The following is a 23,612-nucleotide window of genomic DNA, read 5'->3' as shown; positions in this document are numbered from 1 at the left end:
CAGTTTTGTTCTGCACACAGGCCAAATTAAAACTTGAATGTTTTTATCATATATTCATAACTTGAATAAAGCAATCAAGTTTTTTAGGCGAGTGTGATTATCATGACCCATCCAGCAGACGGTACGATGTTCAGAGAGTTAAATTCCATGCAGGCCGCTTGTTTTGTCGGCCGTGATAAGCAGACGCCGCTCGGTGGTGTCGCCTCCCATCTTTATACCGAGTTTAACGGATGCGGCATTGATGCTGACAGACTGCAACAGGCGCTTGAGCGGCTTGCAAAACTGCATCCGATGATGGCACTTCGCGTAACAGATGACGGGCAGCAAACAATCGCGGACACGCCGCAACTTCCGGTGCTTGAAATTGATGATCTGCGCGGCAAGCCCTTATCCGAAAAGCAAGATTTTTTGGAACAAAAGCGGCAGGTCTGGACACATCAGAAGCTTGATTTGTGCTCGGGGCGGGCAGTGCGATTCTCTCTGACCTTGTTGGACGACGGGCAGTTTCGCTTTCATGCTGATACGGATATGATTGCTATTGATCCGTCTTCTTTCCGTCTACTGATGCATGACCTGGCGGCACTTTATCAGGCACCGGAAACTGTCTGTCAGCCGGCCGCAACATATTTTGACTGGCTCGACCGGTATCGTTCGGATAGTGCGCTGAAAAAGACGCGTGAGCGTGATAAAAAATGGTGGCGTGCCAGGCTTACGGACATTCCACCTGCACCGACTTTGCCCTTACGCACTGATATGGCGCAGCCGCAGAGTCACAGGCTTGCACGGCAAATCGATGCTGTACAATGGAAGGCATTGCAAAAACTGGCGCGCAGATATCGGATAACCGCTGCAGCAATGATGCTTGGCCTGTTCGCCACGACCTTGGGGCGCAAAACCGGTGACCGGCAATTCCGTCTGAATGTGCCAACGTTCTGGCGCTTACCGCTGGTGGAGGATGTCGGCAATATTGCCGGAGAATTTGCCAATATTCTCATTGCAGAGATCGATCTGGATGCCGCGCCCACACTTGCGGATTTATGCCGACAGCTGCATGCCAAACTGATCAGCCAGATGGAACATTCCGCCTATTCCGGTGTCAATGTGATGCGCGATCTTTCCCGCCATAACGGCAGGCCGCAACTGGCGCCGGTGGTGTTTACCGCAGCCCTTGATCTGGACGGTGGAGCACTGTTTTCCGATATGGTGCGGAAGGTCTTCGGAGTGATGGATTGGGCAGTTTCGCAAGGCTCACAAGTGGCGCTGGATGCGCAGATGGCCGCTTATCAAGGCGGTCTTCTGGTTAATTGGGATATTCGGCTGGACGCTTTGCCTGCGCAATGGGTAAGCGATTTGTTTGATGATTTTATCGTCTGTCTGAAGAAGGCGGCCGATGTGCCTGATTATCTGGACGAGGTGCAGATTGTGGCTCCGACAAAGAAGAACCAGCCTTTGACTGTATTGCAGCGTGCTTATCTGGCGGGGCGGGGTGAAAGTGTACCGCTTGGCGGCGTGGCAATGCAGGAGTTTCGTGAATATCGCGGCATCTTCGATCCAGCAGTTCTGAAATGCCGCCTGCAAGAGATGGTACAGCGCCATGCCTGTCTGCGCACGTGGATTGAGCCAGAAGTATTCATGCAATCTATACGGGCTGATGTGCAGGTCAACTGGGAGGAGATTGATTATCGTGGTCTGGGCCGTGCGGAAGCGATCTGTCTGATTGAGCAGCAAAGGGAAGCTTATGCCCACGAGATTATGGGGGCGGAGCGTGCTCCATGGAAGATTAAGCTGTTCCGTCTGCCGAAACTTGAGAGCGAGGCTGAAGATTACATTCTCTTCGCGCGGTTTGATGCCATGATCGCTGATGGCCGGTCAATTGCGCAACTGATGCGTGAATTATTTGAAGGCGGAAGCGGAGTTGATCAGGATGAAGAAACGGCGGTCGCGCATTATGATGATGTGCAGCTCAAGGCTGATGCCGATTACTGGAAGGACAAATTGCAAGCTGTTGAAGCGCCGCTGCGCCTGCCTTGGAGTAAGCCGCTTGACCAGATCATGCAGTCGCGCTACGGGCGGGAAAGCATCGTCATTCCGGCTGCAGTTTTCAGCGCCTTGAGTCGTGTCGGTGCACGTAAAGGCCTGTTTAAAAACTCGGTACTGACGGCGCTTGTGCTTGAAGTTTTGTCCTGCCGCACAGAGGAAAACAGTCTGTGTGTCGGCATTCCTGTGGCGCCGCAAATATCCGCCACACTTGCCAATAATTCGAGTTTTATTGCTGTAAACTGGCAGAAACAAGAGGGCGATTTTGCCACCCGTGCGGCAGTTTTACAGCAGGATGTGCTAGAAGGGCTCAGCCATCCCGCATTTTCGGGTGTAGATATCGCACGTTTATTGTTTGAAAATACCGGAAGTCTGCCGGTTTTGCCGGTCGTGATTACCAATGGTTTATCTTGGCCCGTTTTGGGGCAAGATAGTTCGGCATACTTGCATAGCGGACAGACGCAAACGCCGCAGGTGGCGATGGATATCCGCTTCTCAGTCAATGCTGCCGGTGATCTGGTATTTGATATTGATTATGCGCGTGAAGCGCTGGATCAGGCAATGGTGCAGGATATTTTGCAGGCGCTGAGCAAAGCTGCGCATAAGATTGCCGCCAGCGGTGAATTTGCAGTGAGCATTCGGGCGATAACTGATCTCAGTCATTATTGTTTCAACAATATGCCAATGACAGCGCAGGATGCACCTTTTCTGCGGCGTATTGCTGATCATATTTTTGCTGCCGATAACAGTAAGGTTGCGCTGATTTATGGACAACAGCGTATCAGCTATGCAGAGCTTGGCGGCATAGTGCGCCGCATCACGGGCAGTCTGCAGGCGCGGGGACTGGCGCAGGGCAGTGTGGTTGCTGTTTGCCTGCCGCGCAGTCCCGAACACACGGCCATCGTCCTTGCCTGTGCATTATCGGGTATAATCTGGGTACCGATTGATGCCGCATCACCACAGGAGCGGTTGGATTATCTTCTGCAAAATTGTTGCCCTGATCTAGTGGTTGGTACAGAAGATGTGACCACGGCGCACCCCGTGGTCACGTTTGAGGTTTTGATGACGGCAGAGCCTGTGGCAAGTTCTCCTCTTAGCCCTGCCACGCTTTCGCTCAGTGAAAGTCCTGCCTATTATCTTTATACATCGGGTACCACTGGCAAGCCGAAATGCGTGGTGCTGACCAACCGCTCCACCAATAATGTAATCACCTGTACGCTGGAAAACTGGCAGGCGACAGAGCGCGATGTGTTTATTTCTGTTACGCCGCTGCATCATGATATGTCGGTCTTTGATGTTCTGGGCGCATTGACGGTCGGTGCCACACTGGTGTTACCGGAAGCCGGTGAGGAGAAGAATGCCATCCGTTGGAACCAGCTGATTGCCGAACATCGGGTAACGTTATGGTGTTCCGTGCCGGCAATTTTGGAAATGCTGCTGGCTTGCAGGCGCGGGGATGAATTAACAAGCCTGAGGCTGATTTCACAGGGCGGGGATTATATCAAGCCGGTAATTATTGCCGAGTTACGTGAATTGCTGCCGCAAGCGCGGCTGGTATCGCTTGGCGGGCCGACGGAAACGACGATCTGGAGCATCTGGCATGAGATTAGAGCGGAGGATGTACGCATTATTCCTTATGGTATTCCGCTGCCAGAAAACAGCTATTTCGTATTGGATGAACAGGGCGAACATTGCCCTGCCGGTGTTGCCGGGCGGATCCATACGGCCGGTGTGAATGTGGCGTTGGGCTATCTGGAAAGCGGCGAAATTATCCAGACGGATTTTGTGACGATTCTCGATGAAAAGGGCACAGAGTTGCGGGCCTTTAAAACCGGAGATCGCGGGCGCTACCGCCATGACGGCGTGATTGTTTTTGACAGCCGCGTCAATGGCTATGTGAAGATACGCGGTGTGCGCGTGTCGCTGCCAGATGTGGAGAATGAGCTGATCACACATCCGCAGCTTCGGCAGATTATGGTGGTTGATATAGGTGATCAAAAACAGGGCGAGGCAGTGCTGGGCGCAGTTTATGTGGTGGAGAGCGGGGCGCAATTATCGTCAGTCGACTTGCGGGATTTTGCCCGTGAACGCCTGCCGCAATCTCATGTGCCATCCCATTTTATGCAACTTGATGAATTGCCTTTTTCGCGTAATGGCAAGCCGGACCGTGGCACTGCTCGTAAAATTCTGGAAGCGGTGAAAACCGCAGAGAAGACAAAACCGGCTGTGCCTGAAATATCGCCAGCACAGCGCAAGGTGCTCGAGACTTATCTGGATGTGCTGAAACCGGCAGTGGCTCAACCGGTTTGTGCGACTGCAGATTTTATCGGGCTGGGATTGCGCCCGCAGCATCTGAAACTGATTGCGGCACGGTTGAGTGAGAGTTTCTCTGTGTCTCTGTCGCCTGCACAATTGATGCGCTGCCGCAATGCGCAGGATGTGTTAGCCTTGCTGAACGCCTGATAATTATTAAAACAGCGCCGCATAAAAATGCGGCGCTGTTTTTGAGCTCTGAAATTACTGCATTATCAAAGGCCGAATTGCTGAAATGATGAATTTACCGGCACCGGATAATGAATATGCCCTAAAAGCTGGTTGATAATGGTGGCATTACGATAGGCACCAAGGCCGAGATCCGGCGCACCTACACCGTGGTGGAATGTTTCGGCATTCTGGATGAAGATTTTTCCTGTGCCGCCATCGCAGCGTTTGGCGCAGAAATTTTCATCCACAAGAATGTTGTCGTCTTCATCCGTTGCCAGCACTGTGTCTTTCAAACGGGTGAACCATTCGGGCCAGACATGATGATAGCCGGTGCCAAGAATGACAGCATCGGTTTCATAAATGCCTGTGGCACCGCTTTCCGGATTATTGACAGACAGACGGAACACGCCGTTTTGCGGGGTGTATTCAGCATTGTTGACATTGCAATTGGCGATCAGTGTCAGGCCGGTTGTGGCACCGCCGACAGAGCGTTCATAAAGTAGATCAAAGATTTCCGCGATGGTGGAGATACTGATGCCTTTATAAAGCAGACCCTGTTTTCGGGTAATGTCGCGGCGTTTTTCGCGCGGCACTGTGTGGAAATACTGCATATAATCCGGCGAAAAATATTCCAGCCCGAGTTTGGAATATTCCATCGGGAAAAAACCGGCAGAGCGCGATATCCACTGAATGGAAGCGCCATTGCTGATCATATTCGGTGTCAAAGCGCTATAAAGCGCCAGAACACATTCAGCCGCACTCTGGCCTGAGCCGATGACAGTGACGGTTTTGCATTTTTGCAATTGTTCGCGGTAATGGTTGAATTGCGAGCTGTGCAGTATCAGGCCGGAATTTGATTGCGCCCATGCCGGATAATAAGGCACTGTGCCGATGCCGAGCGCAAGATTATGCGCAAGATAGGAACGGCTGCTGCCATCCGTCCGCACAGTTTCGGTTCTGAACAGGTTCTGTCTGTCGTCATAAGACACATTCTCCACCGTCTCGCCAAAACGGCAGAAGGCAAGCTGCTGCGATGCCCAGCGGCAATAGTCATCATATTCCAGACGCGGAATTAAAAAACGCTCATAGAAATAGAAATTATAGAGCCGGTGATGCCGGCGCAGATAATTAAGATAACTGAGCGGATGGGTCGGGTCAGTCATTGTGACGAGGTCTGCCAGAAAAGGTACCTGCAATGTGGTGCCTTCCATGAGCAGGCCGTCATGCCAGCGAAATTCCGGTTTACGCTCAAGAAAGACGCTGCTGAGACTGTCATGGGAGGATAGCAGTGCCGCCAGACCGAGATTAAACGGCCCGAGGCCGATGCCGAGGAGATTAGAGGCTGTCATCTTTTATAGCCCACATTTCGCGGTAAAGTTTTTGCGGTGGCAGAACATCAGCTTGGCGCGTTTGTCGGGCAGGTCGATTTCGCCTTGTTCTTCAAAGGCGCAATCTGCTGCATAGCGAAGCAGACTGCGCGCACGCACGCTGGGCTCGCCAACGATTTTTTCCGTTGCAGGATTTTCCAGAAACAGAAAACGAGTGAAACCGGTAATCACAGCACGGGCGGTGTCGCGGCCAAAATAGGCCTTTTCGCCCACCAGCATATGCCAGCCACGATCATTCTCCAGCGCATCATAATAACGTCCGAGAATATCATCTTTCGCCCAATAGGCTTCCCAATAGCTCATCGCTATGCCGTCGATGAAACCAATATACGGGTCCTGATGCGGATCGGCGAGGTTCTTGTCGATATAGGCCGCAATCTCCTCAACCGGTACATTCATTTTCCACTGGGTGATGACGTGAGGCATATTCATCCAGCGCCAGAGCAGTTCTGTGTCTTTGTTCTTATCCAATAAACGAAAACTGACAGTTCTGCTGATCAGAGGATCAAAGCGGGAATAGGCAAATTCCGAGGTTTCGGGTTGAAAAATATCCATGGATATCTTCTCCGTGCAGAGATTGTTGTGAGGCAGAGCATTCAGGCGGAAGCCTGCTGCGACTGCACAAGGTCTGGGGCTTGTTCCAGCTCTTCAGCCATTGCCACTATGCGGTTGAGGATGCGGTTGACTATATCCGCATCGGAATACGGGTTCAGCATTGTGAGCTTGAAGCAGACACGTCCCTGATACACCGTGGTAGCAATGGCGGCTGTGCCTTCATTGAAAAGCTGTTCGCGTATTTTGAGCGCAATGCGGTTGCCACATTGGCTGCTGTCACGCGGCACATAGCGGAACATAACAGTGGAAAGCTGCGGATTTTGTATCAGTTCTAGCTGGTCGCGTGCTCTGATGGCTATTGCCGCAGCCTTGGCATTTTCCAGCGTCTTGCACACCATTTCGCTGATCCCGTCACGCCCCACGGAGCGCATGGTTATGGCCACTTTCAGCGCATCGCCGCGCCTTGTGGTTTGCAGGGAGCGTTCCACAAGATTGGGCGCATCGGCAAAGACTTCCTCTTCAGGGTTAAGATAATTAGCTTTTGAAGCGAGTGGCGAAAAGAATGTCTTATTCTTTACTAACAAAACACCGCAACTGATTGGCTGAAATAGCATTTTATGGAAATCAATCGTCACAGAATGCGCGCGTTCGATGCCTTTAAGCTGGTCGCGGTGTGGGGTGAAAAGCAGTCCGCCGCCATAGGCTGCATCGACATGAAGCCAGAGATTATGCAATTCCGCTATATCGGCAATTTCGGACAGAGGATCAATCGCACCCAGATCGGTGGTGCCTGCGGTGGCAACAATTGCAAGCGGCACTTTATGATCCTGCCTGCTTTTGATAATGGCTGGATGCAGTTGCGCGGCAGACATACGGCCGTTTTCGTCTATTGGCACCGGAATAACCGCATCGGCGGCAAGGCCGAGAATACGTGCACCTTTGAGGATGCTGAAATGAGCATTTTCGGAGGTAAAGATGACGAAATTTTTGCGTTCAATTTCCGGCATCTGTTCGATGGCGAGATAAAGCGCCGTCATATTGGATTGACTGCCACCGCTGTTGAAGCAACCGCTGGCCTGATGTGATGCGCCGGTCAGCTCAAGCAGCCATTGGATAACACGTTCCTCAAGCAAAGTTGCAAAAGGTGCCTGATCCCATGAATCCAGCGACTGATTGGTGGCGCTGATCAGAGTTTCAGCAGCAAGCGCAGGGATTGCCACGGGGCAATGCAGATGCGCCACCGCTGCGGCTGAACTCACTTTCAGCGCATGTTCCACTGACGGTCTGCCAAGCTCTCTGAGTGCCTTGATCACACCGGTGCCGTTTTTCGGCAGCATTTCAATATCCTGCAAAAGCTTGCGAATATCGGCAATAGTCGCGCCGGAATAGATTTTGTCGTCATTATTGCAGGTTTGAAGCAGATCAATCGCATAATGCATGATGCTCTTGTAAAAGACGCTCGATTTAATGTCGGAGGAAAACACGTAATCGAGGTAATTGCCGTCGCAGCGGTGGGCGCTGCAGCGACGGCTATCGGTGGGTTTTGTATCAAACATCATGCGACCTGTCGTTCCAGTGAAGCGAAAATATCGGAGAAGATTGTGGCTACGCGTGTCGCTTCTTCCCGTGTCATTGTAAGCGGTGGCAAGAGGCGCAGCACGCTTCCGTGGCGTCCGCCGGTTTCAACAATCAATCCGCGATAAAAAGCTTCACGCTGCACGAGCGATGCAAATTCGGGGCCGTGCGGATGATGGCCGAGCTGGTCAGCAGCACCATGCGGATCAATAATTTCCAGCCCCAGCATAAGGCCACGCCCGCGCACATCACCGATATAGGGCGTTTGGGTTGCAATATGCTGCAATGCGGCTTTGAGTTCAGCGCCGATAATAGCTGCATGGCTGGCGAGGCGGTCGCGCTCGATGATTTCCAGAGTTTTGGAACCGGCTGCCATAGCCAACTGATTGCCGCGGAAGGTGCCCGCATGGGCTCCAGGCTGCCACAGATCAAATTTTTCATGATAGATGATCACCGCAAGAGGTAAGCCTCCGCCAATAGCTTTCGACAGAGCGATGATATCGGGAATAATTCCTGATTTTTCAAAAGCATAGAAAGTTCCGGTTCTGCCCGCGCCGGTCTGTACCTCGTCAATGATCAGCAAGATGCCAAGTTCCGTAGTGAGGCGGCGCACGGCCTGCAACCATTCTGCGGGCGCTTCAATTACACCGCCTTCGCCTTGTATGACCTCCAGAATAATAGCAGCGGGGCGGTTGATGCCGCCTTCGGGATCACGCAGTGCGCGTTCCAGATATTCAATCGCAAGCCGAGTGGTTTCCGCACCGCCACGACCGAACGGACAGCGGTAGGAATAGGGATAGGGAAAGAAATGCGAACCGGGGAGCAAGGCGCCGATTGCAGCTTTGGGCGTGAGTGAGCCCATTAGCGACAGCGAGCCTTGCGACATTCCGTGATAGGCTCCACGGAAGCTGATAATATCACTGCGGCCGGTAACGGTTTTTGCCAGTTTGATCGCGGCCTCAATGGCATCGGAACCGCTGGGCGAGCAGAACTGGATTTTTGCCTCACCGTTTAAACCGACAGGCAGCGTATCCATAAGATCGGTGATGAAATTGTCTTTGACTGATGTTGCCAGATCAAGTGTGTGCAGCGGCAGTCCAGAATTCAGCACATTGCGTAATGTGTCCAGTACTTCAGGATGATTATGCCCGATAGCGAGCGTGCCTGCACCGGCCAGACAATCGATATAGGTTTTGCCGTCACTATCGGTCAGGGTACAGCCGCTGGCGGACTGAACGGCGATCGGGAAACGGTGCGGATAGCTGCGGGCATTCGATTCCCGCAGCGCCTGCCTTTGCAGGTAGTAGCTGTTATCTCGAATAGAAATTGCATCCATTGGACATACTCCGGTCAATAACATGCTCTTGGAAAAGCATGATTTTCAGGCGACAAAGAAGTGTTTTCGCTTTAATCCGCAGGCCTTGCGCCAGAGGCACAAGGCATCGTTTCCTAATGTAAACGCGAATAGAAATTGCGGGTTCTCACCCAGCAGAATCGCATCAGCAGAGCGGTGAAAGCTCTACTGAAAACGAAGATTTAAATCATGAGTCAATTTATCAAGTTAAATAGAATCGTCAACAGTTGAATTTTAGTGAAAAGAGATTTCACTTAGTTCGCGTGGTAGAGAGGTGGTTAATTATGAGAAACACCTGCATCGATTATTGTCTTGTGATGCTGCGCACCAGCCGCGAATCAAGTCGGCAAAAATTGCTGAGTAGTCGTCATTGTTCGGCAGAAAATAGCTGCCAATGGGCGTATATTTTATATTTTCCGGCTTATTCGATGCCCGGTTTTCTTTGTCTTCCTATAAAACTTTAGTCTGATATATGAAGAAAGCTTGTTTAAAAAAAGTAATACAATATGGCAAAAAGCAGGCAATTTTAAGAAAATATGAATTAAAAAATCAACTATATTATAGAAAATTCAGTGGTGCTATTTCAATAATTGCTTGCGCGTTTTCCGCTGGATTGCCTAAATCTTGATTTTTTAGTTCATGATTTTGGGTCTACCATTTAAGTAACTGTAATTATTATATTTTTAATGTGGATTTGCCTTGATCCCGTATTGTTGACTAAACATGTAAATTATTTTAGGGGTATGATAATAATTTACTGCCGAGGTCAAGTTTATGGTTTTTCCTGTGAATATCCGGTCAGTCTCATCTGTGAGCGTTGCCACATTTTCCCAACTTATGTTGTCCAGCGCGCTTGCCGGTTTGGTGGTGCTCAGCCCCCATACGATGACCGCATTTGCCCAAACGACTCAGGGCACAAAGAGTTTTGATATTCCGGCGCAATCTTTGTCCTCAGCGCTGGATGTTTTTGCCGGTCAGTCAGGTTTGTCTGTTACGATTGCGCCGGATGTTGCGCGCTCTCTCCGGTCAAGGCCTGTCAAGGGAAATCTCTCTTCCGCGCAGGCTTTACAGATAATGCTGGCGGGCACCGGTATTCCGGTACGCGTTACTCAAAACGGTCAGGCTGTAATCGGTGATGTTAATGCGGGTGGCGGTATTGCTGCTGATGGCTCGTTAGTACTTGCCCCAATTCTGATTAATACAGGCGGTAGTAAAGGGAATGTTCCGCCGGCTTATGCTGGCGGGCAGGTTGCCACTGGCAGCCGCGTTGGTTTACTGGGCAATAAGGATGTGCTCTCCACGCCGTTCAGCACAGTTTCCTATACCAGAGACTATATGGAAAACCGGCAGGCCAAGGATATTGGCTCAGTGATTGGCGCAACTGATCCGTCAATTTATGTTTCCAATACATCCAATATATATGAAACATTTTATATTCGCGGATTTGCGGGCGCTGCCGATGATGTGAGCTATAACGGGCTGATTGGCATGGCGCCGAATATGCGCGGCTCAACAGAATTTGCCGAGCGTATTGAAGTGCTCAAAGGCCCTTCAGCATTTCTGAATGGCATGCCTCCGGGCGGCAGTGTCGGCGGCAGTGTGAATATTGTGCCGAAACGTGCGCAGGACGATCCTATTACGCGTCTTACAACCACCTATGCTTCCGACAGCCAGTGGGGCGTGCATGCTGATTTTGGCAGACGCTTTGGCGCGAATAATGAATGGGGTATCCGTTTTAATGGTGTGCTGCGTGACGGCAATACTGCCATTGAAAATGAAAAACACAGCATGAAAATCGGCTCTGTGGCGCTGGACTGGCGCGGTGAGCGGGCGCGCTTCTCGGTTGATTATTACAAGCAGCGGGAAGATATGGATGGCGTGAATTATTTCGGTTTGTCCATTGCCCCAGGTGTTACGAGATTGCCTCGGCCGCTCAATGGCAAGCACTCGTTGGCAGCCCCGTGGTCATTCAATAAAAATGACACGGATACCGTGGTGCTGAAGGGCGAATATGATATTACGGATGCCATTACTGCCTATGCTTCATGGGGGCGGCGCAGCGGTGGTTACGATTCCCTGATCACCCGTAATGTTCTTATGGATGATAATGGAACTATGGCTATTTCAGGCAATCGTCAGGTGTCTGATGGTACGCAATATTCCGGTGAAATCGGCTTGCGTGGTGAGCTTGCGACCGGCAGTATCGACCATGAATGGAACCTGTCAGCAACACGCTTTACATCAAAAAACACTTTCACCACATTGTCGCTGCCTAATTTGGCACTGACCAATTATTATAATATTGATTTTGGTCCCGCTCCTGATGTTAGCGCTTTTGCAAATATGGGTCCATATGCCGGGATTGAACAAAAGCTCACCGGTGTCGCATTTTCCGATACAATGAGCCTGTTTGATGAGCGGTTGCTGGTGACTGCAGGTGCGCGATATCAGAGGGTTGAAAACCAGCAATATCTGTTACCAAGCCATATGATGGCCGTGGACTATGATGAAAGCCGTGTGACGCCTGCTGTTGGTGTGCTGTATAAGGCAACAGATAATATCTCTGTTTATGCCAATTATATTCAGGGATTGAGCCAAGGGGAGGCTGCACCTGTGGGGGCAGACAATTTTGGCACTATGCTTAAACCATATAAAACCGAGCAATATGAAGCCGGTGTGAAATGGGATATTGGCACGGTAACCACCACGCTCAGCATGTTCCAGATCAGCAAGCCGAATGCGTATGTTGATCCGGTAACAAATCTGTTCGGCGCCAATGGTGAACAGCGCAACCGTGGTGTGGAACTCTCCGTCTATGGTGAGCTGGCTTCCGGCCTGCGTATGCTCGGTGGTATTTCCTATATTGATGCCAAGCTGAGAGATACTGCCAATATTGCTGAAAGGGGCAATAAGGCTCTAGGTACGCCGTCCTTCATGGCCAAGATGGGGCTTGAATATGATGTGGCGTCTATTCAGGGTCTGACTGTTACCGGTAACATCAATCATGTCGGCAAGCGTTATGTGAATAATACTAATACGCTTTCGGTACCTTCCTACACCACGCTCGATCTCGGTTTGCGTTATCTGACCAAAGTGGCTGACAAGCCTCTGACATTGCGCGCAAGTGTGCTCAATGTGACCAATGAATCCTATTGGGGATGGAGCAGCCTGAGCGGCGGTCTGGGTAAACCGAGAACATTCCTGCTGTCTGCATCGGTTGATTTCTGACCCTTATAACAGCCGGAAATTTACCGAACCAGTGGCGCATCGCACAGGACCGCCGTGCAATGCGCCGCTTGTCACGATTGTCTGTTTGATATGTGAACTATCAAATGTGGCAGTTTGGAATTTATATAAAAATTTCTCCGTTGGCGATAATGCCGGAGGCTAATTTGGTTCTCAGCATTCACAATATTTCTGCCGGATATGGCGGTAGACCGGTCCTGACTGATCTTTCGGTGCAGTTTGCAGCGGGGCGCGTGACTGCGCTTGCAGGACCTAATGGCTGCGGTAAATCCACGTTACTGAAAGCGATCATGGGTTTTGTGCCAGTTTCAGACGGCAGGATTTTGCTGAATGACGAGTCTGTCAGTGACATTGGCAGACGGGCACTGGCGCGCCGTTTATCCTATCTGCCGCAGGAAGCGCATTGTCCTGATTACGTGACGCTGGGTGAATTGGTTGAGATGGGTGGCTATGCGCTTCGCTCGCTGCTGGGCGGGCCATCGGATGAAGACCGCAGATTATATCGTGATGTTCTTGAGATCGTCGGCCTGTCTGCTGAGGCGTCCCGTCCTGTCAGTTCGCTGTCCGGCGGGCAGCGGCAACGCGCATGGGTAGCCATGGTGCTGGCGCAGAATACCGACATCATTCTGATGGATGAGCCGGTCAATCATCTGGATGTCAAATATCAATATGCAGTGCTGGATCTGGTGCGCAAACTCTCGCAGCAATATGGCAAGACGGTTCTGGTGGTACTCCATGACATCAATCTCACCGCAACGTTTGCCGATGATGTGGTGATGCTCAAAGACGGACAGATAAGGGCGGCAGGCTGTGTTGAAGACGTGATTAATGCCGCCAATATTGAGATGGTTTTTGACATTTCGGCGGATGTGTTTACCCGCAAAGGCCGTATGATCTGCCAGCCTTTCCCGGTTGAAGATGACGGGCAGGTGCGATGATGCGGCGGCACCTGTTTCTGCTTCTCTCCTTGGTTGCTTTGTTGCTGAGTTTTTATGCGGCACTGGCAACGGGAGATAAATATGCCGCGCCGCAGGAAATATTCGCTGCATTGAAACAGGATGCGCCGGCAAATTATGAAGAGGCGGTTATTGTGCATCAGCGATTGCCGCGCAGCCTGATTGCTCTCTATGTCGGGGCGGTGATGGCCTGCAGCGGGCTGGTCTTTCAGGGATTGATCCGCAACCCGCTGGCAAGTTCTTCCACAATGGGTGTCAATGCTGGTGCCACGATGTTTGTGGTTGTCGGTGCAATCTATTTCAAGCTTACACTTGAGCAGCAAGGGCTTGCTGCATTGCTGGGCGGGTTCACCGGTTTTGCAGCGTGCCTCACAGTTTCGCGTCTGGCAGGGGGCAGCGACGCGCCGCGTGGTCTGATGCTGATTTTATCCGGTACGCTGATTGCCATGTTGTTTTCCGGTATCAGTAATGCGGTGCTGCTCGGACATCCGACCTTGCGCATGGATTATCTGCCCTGGCTGACCGGCAATATCAATCATGCCTATAGTGAGAGACTATATAGCTATGGCTGGATCGGTATTGCAGTTTTAATGGTGCTGCTGGCATTGGCGCGTCCTTTAACGCTAATCCTACTCGGAGAGGATAAAGCGCGTTCGGCCGGTGTGAATGCGCTAGTTGTGTCTCGTATCGGGCTGGTTTGTGCTATTATCGGTGCAAGTTCTGCGGTTGCCATTTGCGGGCCGATTGGCTTTGTCGGTCTTGTTGTGCCGCATATTGTGCGCCCCTTTACCGGCCAGCATTTCATCTATGCGCTGCCTGCCTGCGCGATGACCGGCGCGGTTATTACCCTGATAGCCGATATTGGTGCGCGCATCGCCTTTCTGCCTTATGTGGTGCATACCGGCGTGATCATGGATCTGCTGGGCGGTCTCGCCTTTATCTGGGTGATACGGCGCTATTACCTGTCCGTATCGGCTGCGAGGCTCTCATGATCCGGGATGTGGGAATAGACGGACGCAAAATCATTCGCCTGCACAATGGACTGGCACTGCGGCAGCGTGATTTGCTGGCTGGTGTGGCGCTGTTTCTTATCATGCTGGCGCTGATCATACTGTCGCTTAGTGTCGGTGATATTCATGTTGGCCTGACAGATATTCTGCCGGTGATTTTCGGGCGGGCCGAAGATCATGATCAGAATTATGCCATTCTCACCGTACGGCTGCCACATATCATTCTGGGTTTTCTGGCCGGATGGAGTGCGGCACTGGCCGGCGCAGTTCTGCAATCGGTTGCGCGCAATCCGCTGGCCGAGCCGGGATTATTCGGCATCAGTGCCGGTTCCATGACGATGATCCTTATTCTTCTCGCGTTTGCGCCTGCCGTGCCCAAAGCCTATGTAGTGCTGGCCGCACTCGGCGGCGGTCTCGCGGTCACCTGTGTGTTGCTGTTGCTGGTTGGCCGCGGCCATGTTGACGGGCTGGCAATCCTACTGATGGGGATTGCTGTGGGCACCGTTCTCGCATCGGTGGATTCATTCCTGTTGCTCTATTTGCCTGCAGAGCTCTCCTATAATCTGGCAAGCTGGATGGCAGGCTCGCTGTTTCAGGCGAATTGGGAAACGATCGTGTTTTTCCTGCCATTAATGGCTTTAAGCCTTATCGGTATCATGATTTTTGGCGCAGCGCTGAATTGCTATGAGCTGGGCAATCATCTTGCCATGGCACTGGGAGAGCCTGTGCATTTCTCTCGACCGGTGATTTTGTTTTTTGCTGTTCTGCTCAGCGCTTCATCGGTTACAGCCGTAGGGCCGTTGTCTTTTCTTGGCGTCCTCGCGCCGCAACTTACCGGTTTTCTCACTGGCGCTACAGGCAGGGCGCGTTTGTTTCTCGCAGCACTCATGGGCGGCAATTTGGTGATTGCTGCCGATATTCTAACACGTCTGTCATTCGGGGGCAGGGTTTCTCTTCCGCTCGGCCTGAGCTTTGTCCTGATCGGCGTGCCTCTGTTTCTCGCAATTTTACGCCTCCGGTCTTTTTACCGGAAACGGCAGCAATGAAAGGAACTTCCAGTGATCAGAGTTTTGACAATGGTACTTCTTCTGGGCATGAGCAGTCTTGCAATGGCAGACAGTCGCACGCTGACCGATGCCACGGGCCGCGAAGTTAGTCTGCCGCTGGAGCCGAAACGGATTGTGGTACTGAATGAGCCTGTGGCCACAGTGCCGCTGATTGAGCTTGGGCTGGATCCGGTTGCCAGCCTCGGACGCAATGATGACGGTTCTTACCAGTTCGGCGCGGATTTTATCGACTCCGTGCTTGGCAAAGGAAGAACAAAACCGAAAGGCTTTGGTCTGAACGGTCAGATTGATCTGGAACGGCTGACAGCACTAAAACCTGACGTGATTGTCGGTACTGAATTTGACCTTGATAAAGTTGGTCAGCTTTCCGGTATTGCACCGGTTTATCTGCAGAAATTTGCCAGCGGTGACCTGAGCAATTTTGCTATCGAGCAAGAGCTGGCGCGCATAACTGGTCGCGAAAATACTTTTGAAACTCTGTTGGCGGATTATCAGAAACGGGTAGGAGAAACAAAAGCGCTGGCTGCAGATTCTCATAAAGGCAAGACCTATCTGCTCATTCTGGTGGCTGATCAGCTGAGCGTCATCGGCAGCGGTTCCGGTGCCACACAGGCGCTGGAAGATGCCGGGTTCAAGAAATTCACTGTCGATGAAAGTGCTGCGGCCAATGCCCAGCCGACTTTGATGATGAAGCTCAGTCCTGAGCGCTTCGGTACGCTCAATCCCGATTTGCTGGTGATTATCAGTAGCTGGGCACAGACCGAGCATGATGAGGCAACGATCAAAAAAGCCGTTGAAAAAGTGGTGCCGGGCTGGGAGCAATTTGTACAGCCGGCCAAAGAAGGGCGCGTTCTCTACTTGGATTCTTCCAAAGTTTTCACTCCGAGCTTTGCCAGCGCTAAACACACGCTGGATGCGCTCGATGCATGGCAAAAAGCGAAATAAACGCTGCTAATCAGCACTTTTTTCAAGCATCTTATCCAAATGTCAAGGTTGGAAAAGCGGTATGAGTGATCCTCAAAAAACACAAGCTGTGCCAAGTATATGGCAGATCATGAATCCTGTGCGCGGTAAAATCTATTATGCCATGGTTTTATCTGCACTGGCATCGCTGGCCACAGTACTTGCCCTTATTGCGCTGGCATGGGAGGTGCATTTGCTGCTGGGCAGTCGGCAGGCTTTTCCGTGGCAGCCGCTTGCCGCTGCTGCCGTTTTTACCGCTTTAGCCTATGTGTTGCGATTGCTGGCTTTCAATCAATCGCATTATGCAGCTTTCCGGCTGGAAACCGTGCTGCGTAAAGACTTGTCCGATCATCTTGCACAGGTGCCGCTCGGTTATGTGCAGCAAAATGGTGCGGCCGGGCTTGCCAAGGTGATGATGGATGATGTGAAAAACCTGCATGCTTTTGTTGCCGACAGTACACCCCTTTATGCCCGCGCCTATGTATCGCCCGTGCTGACATTTATCGCGCTGTTTATTCTCGACTGGCGGCTGGCGCTCGCTGCCACGGCTGTGCTGGTTGTGGGGCTGGGGATCATTGCCCGCACCATGCGTAATAGCGGCGAGGTAATGCATGAATTTAACCTTGCCCGTGAGCAGGTCAGTGTCTCGGTGGTTGAATATGTGCAAGCAATGCCGGTGGTACGTACTTTCGACAGCGGCACGGCGACTTTCGGGCGCTATCAGCGTGCTTTGCAGGTCTATCTGGATATTGTGCTGAACTGGTATCGCATGGCCGGTTTTCCTGCCCGTTTTTCTCAGGTTATTCTCAATCCCATGCCAACAGTAGCGGTGATGGTCTGGCTTGGCGGCTGGCTGGTAACGCATGACGCACTGGCTGTTTCCACATGGGTGGCTGTGCTGTTGATATGCACCGGCATGGCGGAATCTCTGCTACCGCTGATGTCGTTGAAACATCTCATTGCCCGCACAGAAATTAGTGTTCACCGTATTAATGAGGTGATGAGCCAGCCGGCTCTGCCGGAAGCAGATGCTGATGCGGCGCAAATTCCCGTTGATGCCAGCGTGCGCTTTGAGCAAGTCGGTTTTCGCTATACAGCTGATGGAGCAATGGTCCTTCAGGATATCAGTTTCACGGCTGCGCCGGGCACAATCACTGCACTTGTCGGACCGTCTGGTGCGGGTAAAACTACAGTCGCGCGGCTGATACCGCGTTTCTGGGATGTGAGTGAAGGAACAATTTTTGTTGGCGGTGCGGATATCCGTAAGATCAGAACCGATGTGCTGATGCAGCAGGTTGCTTTTGTGTTTCAGGATACTTTTCTGTTTGCCGATACGATTGCGGCCAATATTCGTTTAGGCCTGCCTGATGCCACCGATGAGGATGTGATCGCTGCGGCAAAAGCCGCGCAGGCGCACGAATTCATCATGGAACTGCCTTCCGGTTATAACACGCTGACAGGGGAGCGTGGTGTGTTTCTCTCTGGCGGACAACGCCAGCGGATTACGATTGCCCGTGCGATTTTGCAAAACCGTCCGATCCTTGTCCTTGATGAGGCAACGGCTTTTGCTGACCCGGAAAATGAGGCGGCATTGCTGGCAGCGCTGTCGCATCTGATGCGCGGCAAGACGGTATTGATGATTGCGCACCGGCTTTCAACCATCCGCGATGCTGATCAGATACTGGTCTTTGATCATGGGCGTTTGAGTGAAAAAGGCCGTCATGATCAGCTGGTTGCCAATGGCGCTGTCTATGCCCGTTTGTGGGGGCATTATGAAAAAGCCCAGGGCTGGGCTCTGATGGGAGACCGCAAATGAGCAGGATAACACCCAAAATTACGCCGCTTAAGGATACATGGCGGCAATTAATGCTGACAGCCCGTCATCGTGCACCGCGCCTGCGTGCAAGTATGATCGGTCTCGGTCTTGCGGCTGTTCTTCAAGGTCTGGCGCTGGTATGTATCATTCCAGTGTTTCGTGCAATTATGCATGATGGTCAGTGGGCGACAGCTCTTCCATGGGCAGGTCTGATGACTGCTTTTATGATTGCCAGCACTGTCGTGCGCTGGATGGCGCAGAATTTCGACTATGCCGGTGATATGGTGCTCAACACCCATGAATTGCGCACGGAACTCGGGCAGCAATTGCGTCGTATTCCGCTGGAAGAGTTGCAGGATAAACATTCTGGTGAAATCAATGCCACGCTGCTTGGTAATGTGGATGAAAACCTGACCTATGTGCTGACCATTGCCAATCTGATCGCCAATGCAGTGATTACGCCTTTGACAGTGGCTGTGGTGACACTGTTTATTGATTGGCGCATCGGACTGCTCTTGCTGCTGATCTTTCCTGTATTGCTGCCATTTTATCGCTGGAGACGGCCTGCTTTCGGGCGTGGTATGCGCGCGCTTGCCGAAGCTAATGCACAAGCCAGTGCTGAAATGCTGGAATATACGCAAGGGCTGGCTGTGCTGCGTGCCGCCGGTTGTGCTGGTAAAAAATCCGTGCGTCTGCAACACAGTATCGACCATCTGGAAAAAATACAGGCGATTGGCCAGCGCAAAGGCGCAAAACCCAATCTGATGATTGCATCGGTTATGGAGCTGGGGCTCTTACTGGTGGTGCTCATCGGCGCTGTTCTGGTCTTTCAGGGTTCACTCGAAGTCGCAGTTCTGGCTGCTGTGGTGGTGATCATTGTGCGCTTCAGTGAGCCCTTGAGCAGTGTTATTCTGATGACGCTAATTATTGATCTGATGGAAGCTGCATTGCAGAAAATCCAGATTCTGCTGGAGATTAAACCGCTGCCGCAGCAAGTGCCGGAGGAAAAGCCAGAAGCCTTTGATGTGAGCTTTGATAATGTGAGTTTCCATTATGCCAGAGCGCCGGAAAAGGCGGCGCTCAAAACCATAAGTGCCACTCTGACGGAACGCAGCCTGACGGCACTGGTCGGACCTTCGGGCTCAGGCAAAACTACAATAACGCGGCTGATCCTGCGCCATGCCGATCCGCAGCAAGGTGTGGTGCGGATAGGGGGTAAGGATATTCGCTCCATTGCGCCGGATGTGCTCAATAGTCTGGTTTCCGTGGTATTTCAGGATGTGTATCTGTTCGACGACACGGTGATGAACAATATCCGTATGGCCAGGCCCTCCGCCACGGATGAAGAGGTGGAATCCGCCGCACGGGCGGCGCATTGCCATGACTTTATCAGCCGATTGCCGGAAGGCTATCAGACCCGCATCGGTGATCTCGGCGGACGTTTATCCGGCGGCGAGCGTCAGCGTATCAGCATTGCTCGCGCTATGCTCAAAGATGCACCGATTGTTATTCTGGACGAGCCGACCGCTGCCCTCGATACGGAAAGTGAGGTGGCGGTGCAGGCGGCAATTGATGCGCTGGTGCGCGAACGCACGGTGATTGTGATTGCGCACCGGCTTTCAACTATCGCTGCGGCAGACCATATTCTGGTGATTGAGGACGGTCAGCTTGCCGAGCAGGGCACGCAGCCGGAGTTGCTGAAATCCGGTGGTCGTTTTGCCAAAATGTGGCAGATCCAGCAGCAGACGCAAAGCTGGCACGCAACCAACTGAAAGCCGGAAATACCGGGCTGATCACAGCAAATGGCGGTTGAAGAACCGCCGCTTGCTCTACCATTCCTGCAAGAAATATGTACTGCCGGCGAGCGCAGTGTCTGTTTTGTGCCAAGGCGGAATCCGCTAATCTGGCATTTAAGCAACGTCTATATTTTCTGGACTTGACTTGCCTAATAAAACCTGATGAAAATTGTCATATTAAATTTATGCACCACCGTAATGTGGTGTTAATCCGTGCATATTGCGCTTTGAATTTCAGAATTTTACGCAAATGCAATGAGGCGCGGAAGGCAAAATCCGTAGCATATCTTAAAGCCGGTCAGCATCCTTTAGCCGGTCTTTCATAAGGGTGGTCAGATGGAAAAAGACACGAGCCTGTCCCATATTAATGGCGGGATTGATCCGTTCTCAGGTGCTGCGGATTATTCTGATGAAGAGCGGGCGGCACCGACCGTGTCTGATTATGAGCAGCAGATTTGGTTGGTGCAACAGCAACAACCCCATCAGGTGCTGAATCGGATTTCAGCGTGGCGGCTGGCGGATGATGCGGATATGGCGCAGCTGGAACGGGCTGTGCGCCGCGTGGTGCAGAGTGAGCCTGCCTTGAATATGCGCTTTCAGTTTAATGATGATTTCGAACTGGTTAAGGCGCGTGCACATAATGCTGTACCTTGTGTGGAAAATATTCAGCTGCTCTCGGCGCAGCATGTGAGCGAGCTGTTGCTGGTGCGGCAGGCAGCACCGTTCGATCTTGAGGATCAGGCACCCTATCAGGTGCTGCTGACCAATGCAGGCGGGCAAAAGCAGATTGCCTTTATTCTTCATCATATTCTGGACGAAAATATTGATGCCGGTATTTTGCTGCAAAAGATTGCGGCAGTGAGCCGCGGGGAAAAGCCATCTCTGCCGGTACAGACATATAAAGCTGTTTTTGTGTCTGCACAGAGCGGTGATGCTGTGCTGCCATTGTTGGAGCGCAGCACAAAAGCGGGTATGATTTCAACCGCCGGTGAGGTGTTTAAATCCGGTGTCGGTCAGGCATGGCAGATATTGCTGCATCAAGATGCGCTGCGCTCAGAAAAACCAGTGTTGCAGGATGCCAGTCAGATCAGTGGTTTTATTGCCGAGCAATTTGCCCGGCTGATCAGTCGTTTCGGTGCGCATGAGCGATTGGTTCTGCGGCTTAATCATGCGGGTAGTCTGAGCAGTTTTGTGTTTGCCCGTCATGATTCTCCGGGTCATCTGGCCGATCAGGTTCGTAAGGTCTTGCAAAAGAGCGGAGCGGCGGGCAGGCGACAGGGAGGCGACAGGACACTGCCCTTAATTGATCTTTCTTTGAGCGGTGAGAGTGATACGGCGTTTCAGGCTGGTTATCCGGTGGTGGAAAAGCTCCTGCTGCCATCCCATGAGGTGACCGCCGATATTGCGCTGGATATCAGCCGTAAAGATGATCAGCGGCTTTTGCTGACATTGCGCACGGGGTCGAAACTGCTGGGTATGGCTGGTGAATTTTTGCTGGATCGGCTGAGTGCTGCCCTGCAAGGCGAAGCGTGGGCAGCTGCTCCAAGCAGTGCTTGGCAGGCGGAGACAGCACAGGAAAGCAGTTCATATACGGATATTATCTTGTCGGAGTTTCGCCGTGCGCTTGGTGATCCGGATATACAGGCCGGTGATGACTTTTTTGACTGCGGAGGTCATTCCATGCTGGCAACAAGGGTGATCGGCCGCTTGTTGACCGAGCATGGGCTGGAAGTGCAGTTCAACGATTTCTTTAAATATTCTACGGCTGAAAGTCTTGCATCCCGTATTGTGCCGGTCGGCCCGGCAGATGCACAGGTACAGGATCAGGCCGGTGCCGGTCATTCAGAAACACTTGTGCCTTTGTCCTTTGCACAAATGTCGATGTGGCGCGGTTATGAAGTGTTTGATTATGGTGCGGTTTTCAACCTGCCATTTGCATTGGATTTCCTTGATGAGGTTGATGAGCAGATTTTTGCCCGTGCCTTCGAGGATATTCTGGTGCGCCATGCCGGTTTGCGCAGCCATTTCTACCGTTCCGGTGACAGTGTGTATCAGCGCGTTGTGCCCGCGGAGGATCTGGATAATTATCAGTGGTTCTGGACCAGCCGCGAGAGTATTGGTGTCAGGCTTCATGAGGAGGTCGGCTACTTGTTTGATCTGTCACGGGAGTTGCCATTACGACTGCGCTTCATGCGCGATGAGCAGACCGGACGGCAGATACTGTCTTTCCTATTCCATCATATTGCACTCGATGAATGGTCGCTGAACCTGATGATGGATGAGCTTGGCACAGCCTACCAGGCGCGACTTGAGGGCAAAGCACCGCACTGGGAGCAGGCTGCGCCGTCAATGGCTGCCTTTGCCCGGCGTCAATATGAACAAGGGCTGGATCATCGCCATATTGATTACTGGAAAAATATGCTGAGCACGGCTACGCATGGGCTGAAACTGCCACAAATTGCTGAAGCGAGCGATGCCGAAATAAAGAGCGGTGACGTGGACTGGCTGGACTGCGCCATTGATCAGGAAACTGCCGAAGGGCTGTATAGTCTGGCGCGCGCCAATAATGCTTCGTTGTTCAATGTGATCTACGCCATGATTGCGTTGAGCCTGCATAAAATCGGCAATCTCTCCGATCTTGTTATCGGTACCTCGGCAGACGGGCGTACAGATGCGCATTTCTATGACACGGTCGGTTATTTTACCACTATGGTCGCACATCGTGTGCCGTTTGATGCGGATATGACCGTGGCGGAACTGATTGAAACCTGCCGCGATATTGTGGTTGGTTCCATGCCTTATACGGATATTCCGATTGATATTATCGAAGAATCTTTAGGGATTGTTCCGGGGCGGGATCGTTTCTTTGAGGTCTATGTGCAAATTCATGCGCAAAACAAGCTCAACGGTGCTTTGCCGGACGGGCGTGGTGGCGCCATTCGCTACCGTCAGGTCGATCCAGATAAAGATGAAGCCATGCTAGGCATGCAATTTGAAATTATGGAAGAAAATGTGGGTGATAAGCGCGAGATCAGGCTGATTGTGACTTATCGCAGTGATCGTTTCAACCGTGCGCAGGTACAGAATGTCTGTGATACGCTAAGCCGGATTCTGAAGACGGCGGTTATTAATGATATGATGAATGAGCAGTTATCAGAAATAATGATTTAGGAGCACTCACACTAGTTTTGTCGCAAATTTTTGGTGGCTAATATAATTTACTACTAGATCAACCAATGCAACTTAAGGCTGGATATTAGTTAACTACGAGGCTGTTTCTTTGGGGAAATTTTGCGACAGATCCGGCAAGCCTTGGCAGATTCCGGTATTTGATGTTTGTTTACATGCCTTCAGCTTTCACGCAG

General features: G+C 51.8%; 13 protein-coding genes. 9 read left to right on the top strand and 4 right to left on the bottom strand.

Going from position 1 to position 23,612, the window contains the following annotated elements:
- The first annotated feature begins 102 nt into the window (after window positions 1–102).
- Window positions 103–4,500 carry an amino acid adenylation domain-containing protein gene (locus tag H5024_RS19610; RefSeq protein WP_247875401.1) on the top strand — a complete coding sequence of 1,466 codons (4,398 nt, stop codon included), beginning with the start codon at window positions 103–105 and terminating at the stop codon, window positions 4,498–4,500.
- Between the two features lie 65 nt (window positions 4,501–4,565).
- On the opposite strand, the gene H5024_RS19605 is transcribed toward H5024_RS19610, so the two are convergent.
- The 4 genes from H5024_RS19605 to H5024_RS19590 are packed head-to-tail and all read right to left on the bottom strand — an operon-like array spanning window position 4,566 to window position 9,375.
- A complete protein-coding gene (locus tag H5024_RS19605; protein WP_187548884.1) occupies window positions 4,566–5,870 on the bottom strand; it encodes a SidA/IucD/PvdA family monooxygenase in 1,305 nt (434 codons plus the stop codon).
- Between the two features lie 3 nt (window positions 5,871–5,873).
- Window positions 5,874–6,464, bottom strand: coding sequence for a GNAT family N-acetyltransferase (locus H5024_RS19600; protein WP_187548883.1), 591 nt, complete (start codon window positions 6,462–6,464; stop codon window positions 5,874–5,876).
- Between the two features lie 41 nt (window positions 6,465–6,505).
- The gene (locus H5024_RS19595) at window positions 6,506–8,023 is read right to left on the bottom strand and encodes an aspartate aminotransferase family protein (protein ID WP_247875400.1); all 1,518 of its coding nucleotides are present in this window, start codon (window positions 8,021–8,023) and stop codon (window positions 6,506–6,508) included.
- Window positions 8,020–9,375 (bottom strand): diaminobutyrate--2-oxoglutarate transaminase, encoded by a 1,356-nt coding sequence (locus H5024_RS19590; protein WP_187548882.1) that lies wholly within the window; start codon window positions 9,373–9,375, stop codon window positions 8,020–8,022. The genes H5024_RS19595 and H5024_RS19590 overlap by 4 nt, the downstream gene beginning before the upstream one ends.
- 792 nt (window positions 9,376–10,167) lie before the next feature.
- Here H5024_RS19590 and H5024_RS19585 point away from each other — a divergent pair.
- The 8 genes from H5024_RS19585 to H5024_RS19550 all read left to right on the top strand — a co-directional run bounded on the left by H5024_RS19585 (window position 10,168) and on the right by H5024_RS19550 (window position 23,418).
- Window positions 10,168–12,621, top strand: coding sequence for a TonB-dependent receptor (locus H5024_RS19585; RefSeq protein ID WP_187548881.1), 2,454 nt, complete (start codon window positions 10,168–10,170; stop codon window positions 12,619–12,621).
- Between the two features lie 149 nt (window positions 12,622–12,770).
- Window positions 12,771–13,577, top strand: a complete 807-nt coding sequence (locus tag H5024_RS19580) for an ABC transporter ATP-binding protein (RefSeq protein WP_187548880.1) — start codon at window positions 12,771–12,773, stop codon at window positions 13,575–13,577.
- Window positions 13,574–14,587, top strand: coding sequence for an iron ABC transporter permease (locus H5024_RS19575; protein WP_247875398.1), 1,014 nt, complete (start codon window positions 13,574–13,576; stop codon window positions 14,585–14,587). The genes H5024_RS19580 and H5024_RS19575 overlap by 4 nt, the downstream gene beginning before the upstream one ends.
- Window positions 14,584–15,651: an iron ABC transporter permease gene (locus tag H5024_RS19570; protein WP_187548879.1), complete on the top strand. Its 1,068-nt coding sequence runs from the start codon at window positions 14,584–14,586 to the stop codon at window positions 15,649–15,651. The genes H5024_RS19575 and H5024_RS19570 overlap by 4 nt, the downstream gene beginning before the upstream one ends.
- Before the next feature lie 30 nt (window positions 15,652–15,681).
- Window positions 15,682–16,617: an ABC transporter substrate-binding protein gene (locus tag H5024_RS19565; protein ID WP_187548878.1), complete on the top strand. Its 936-nt coding sequence runs from the start codon at window positions 15,682–15,684 to the stop codon at window positions 16,615–16,617.
- A 61-nt stretch (window positions 16,618–16,678) separates the two neighbouring features.
- Window positions 16,679–18,451, top strand: a complete 1,773-nt coding sequence (locus tag H5024_RS19560) for an ABC transporter ATP-binding protein (protein WP_187548877.1) — start codon at window positions 16,679–16,681, stop codon at window positions 18,449–18,451.
- Window positions 18,448–20,223 carry an ABC transporter ATP-binding protein gene (locus tag H5024_RS19555; RefSeq protein ID WP_187548876.1) on the top strand — a complete coding sequence of 592 codons (1,776 nt, stop codon included), beginning with the start codon at window positions 18,448–18,450 and terminating at the stop codon, window positions 20,221–20,223. The genes H5024_RS19560 and H5024_RS19555 overlap by 4 nt, the downstream gene beginning before the upstream one ends.
- 360 nt (window positions 20,224–20,583) lie before the next feature.
- Entirely contained in the window at window positions 20,584–23,418 is a 2,835-nt protein-coding gene (locus tag H5024_RS19550; protein ID WP_187548875.1) for a condensation domain-containing protein, read from the top strand.
- Window positions 23,419–23,612: the final 194 nt, after the last annotated feature.

The organism is Ochrobactrum sp. Marseille-Q0166, assembly GCF_014397025.1.
Classification (GTDB): domain Bacteria; phylum Pseudomonadota; class Alphaproteobacteria; order Rhizobiales; family Rhizobiaceae; genus Brucella.
The sequence above is the reverse complement of the archived record's forward strand: the minus strand, read 5'-3'. Positions and strand labels throughout refer to the sequence as shown.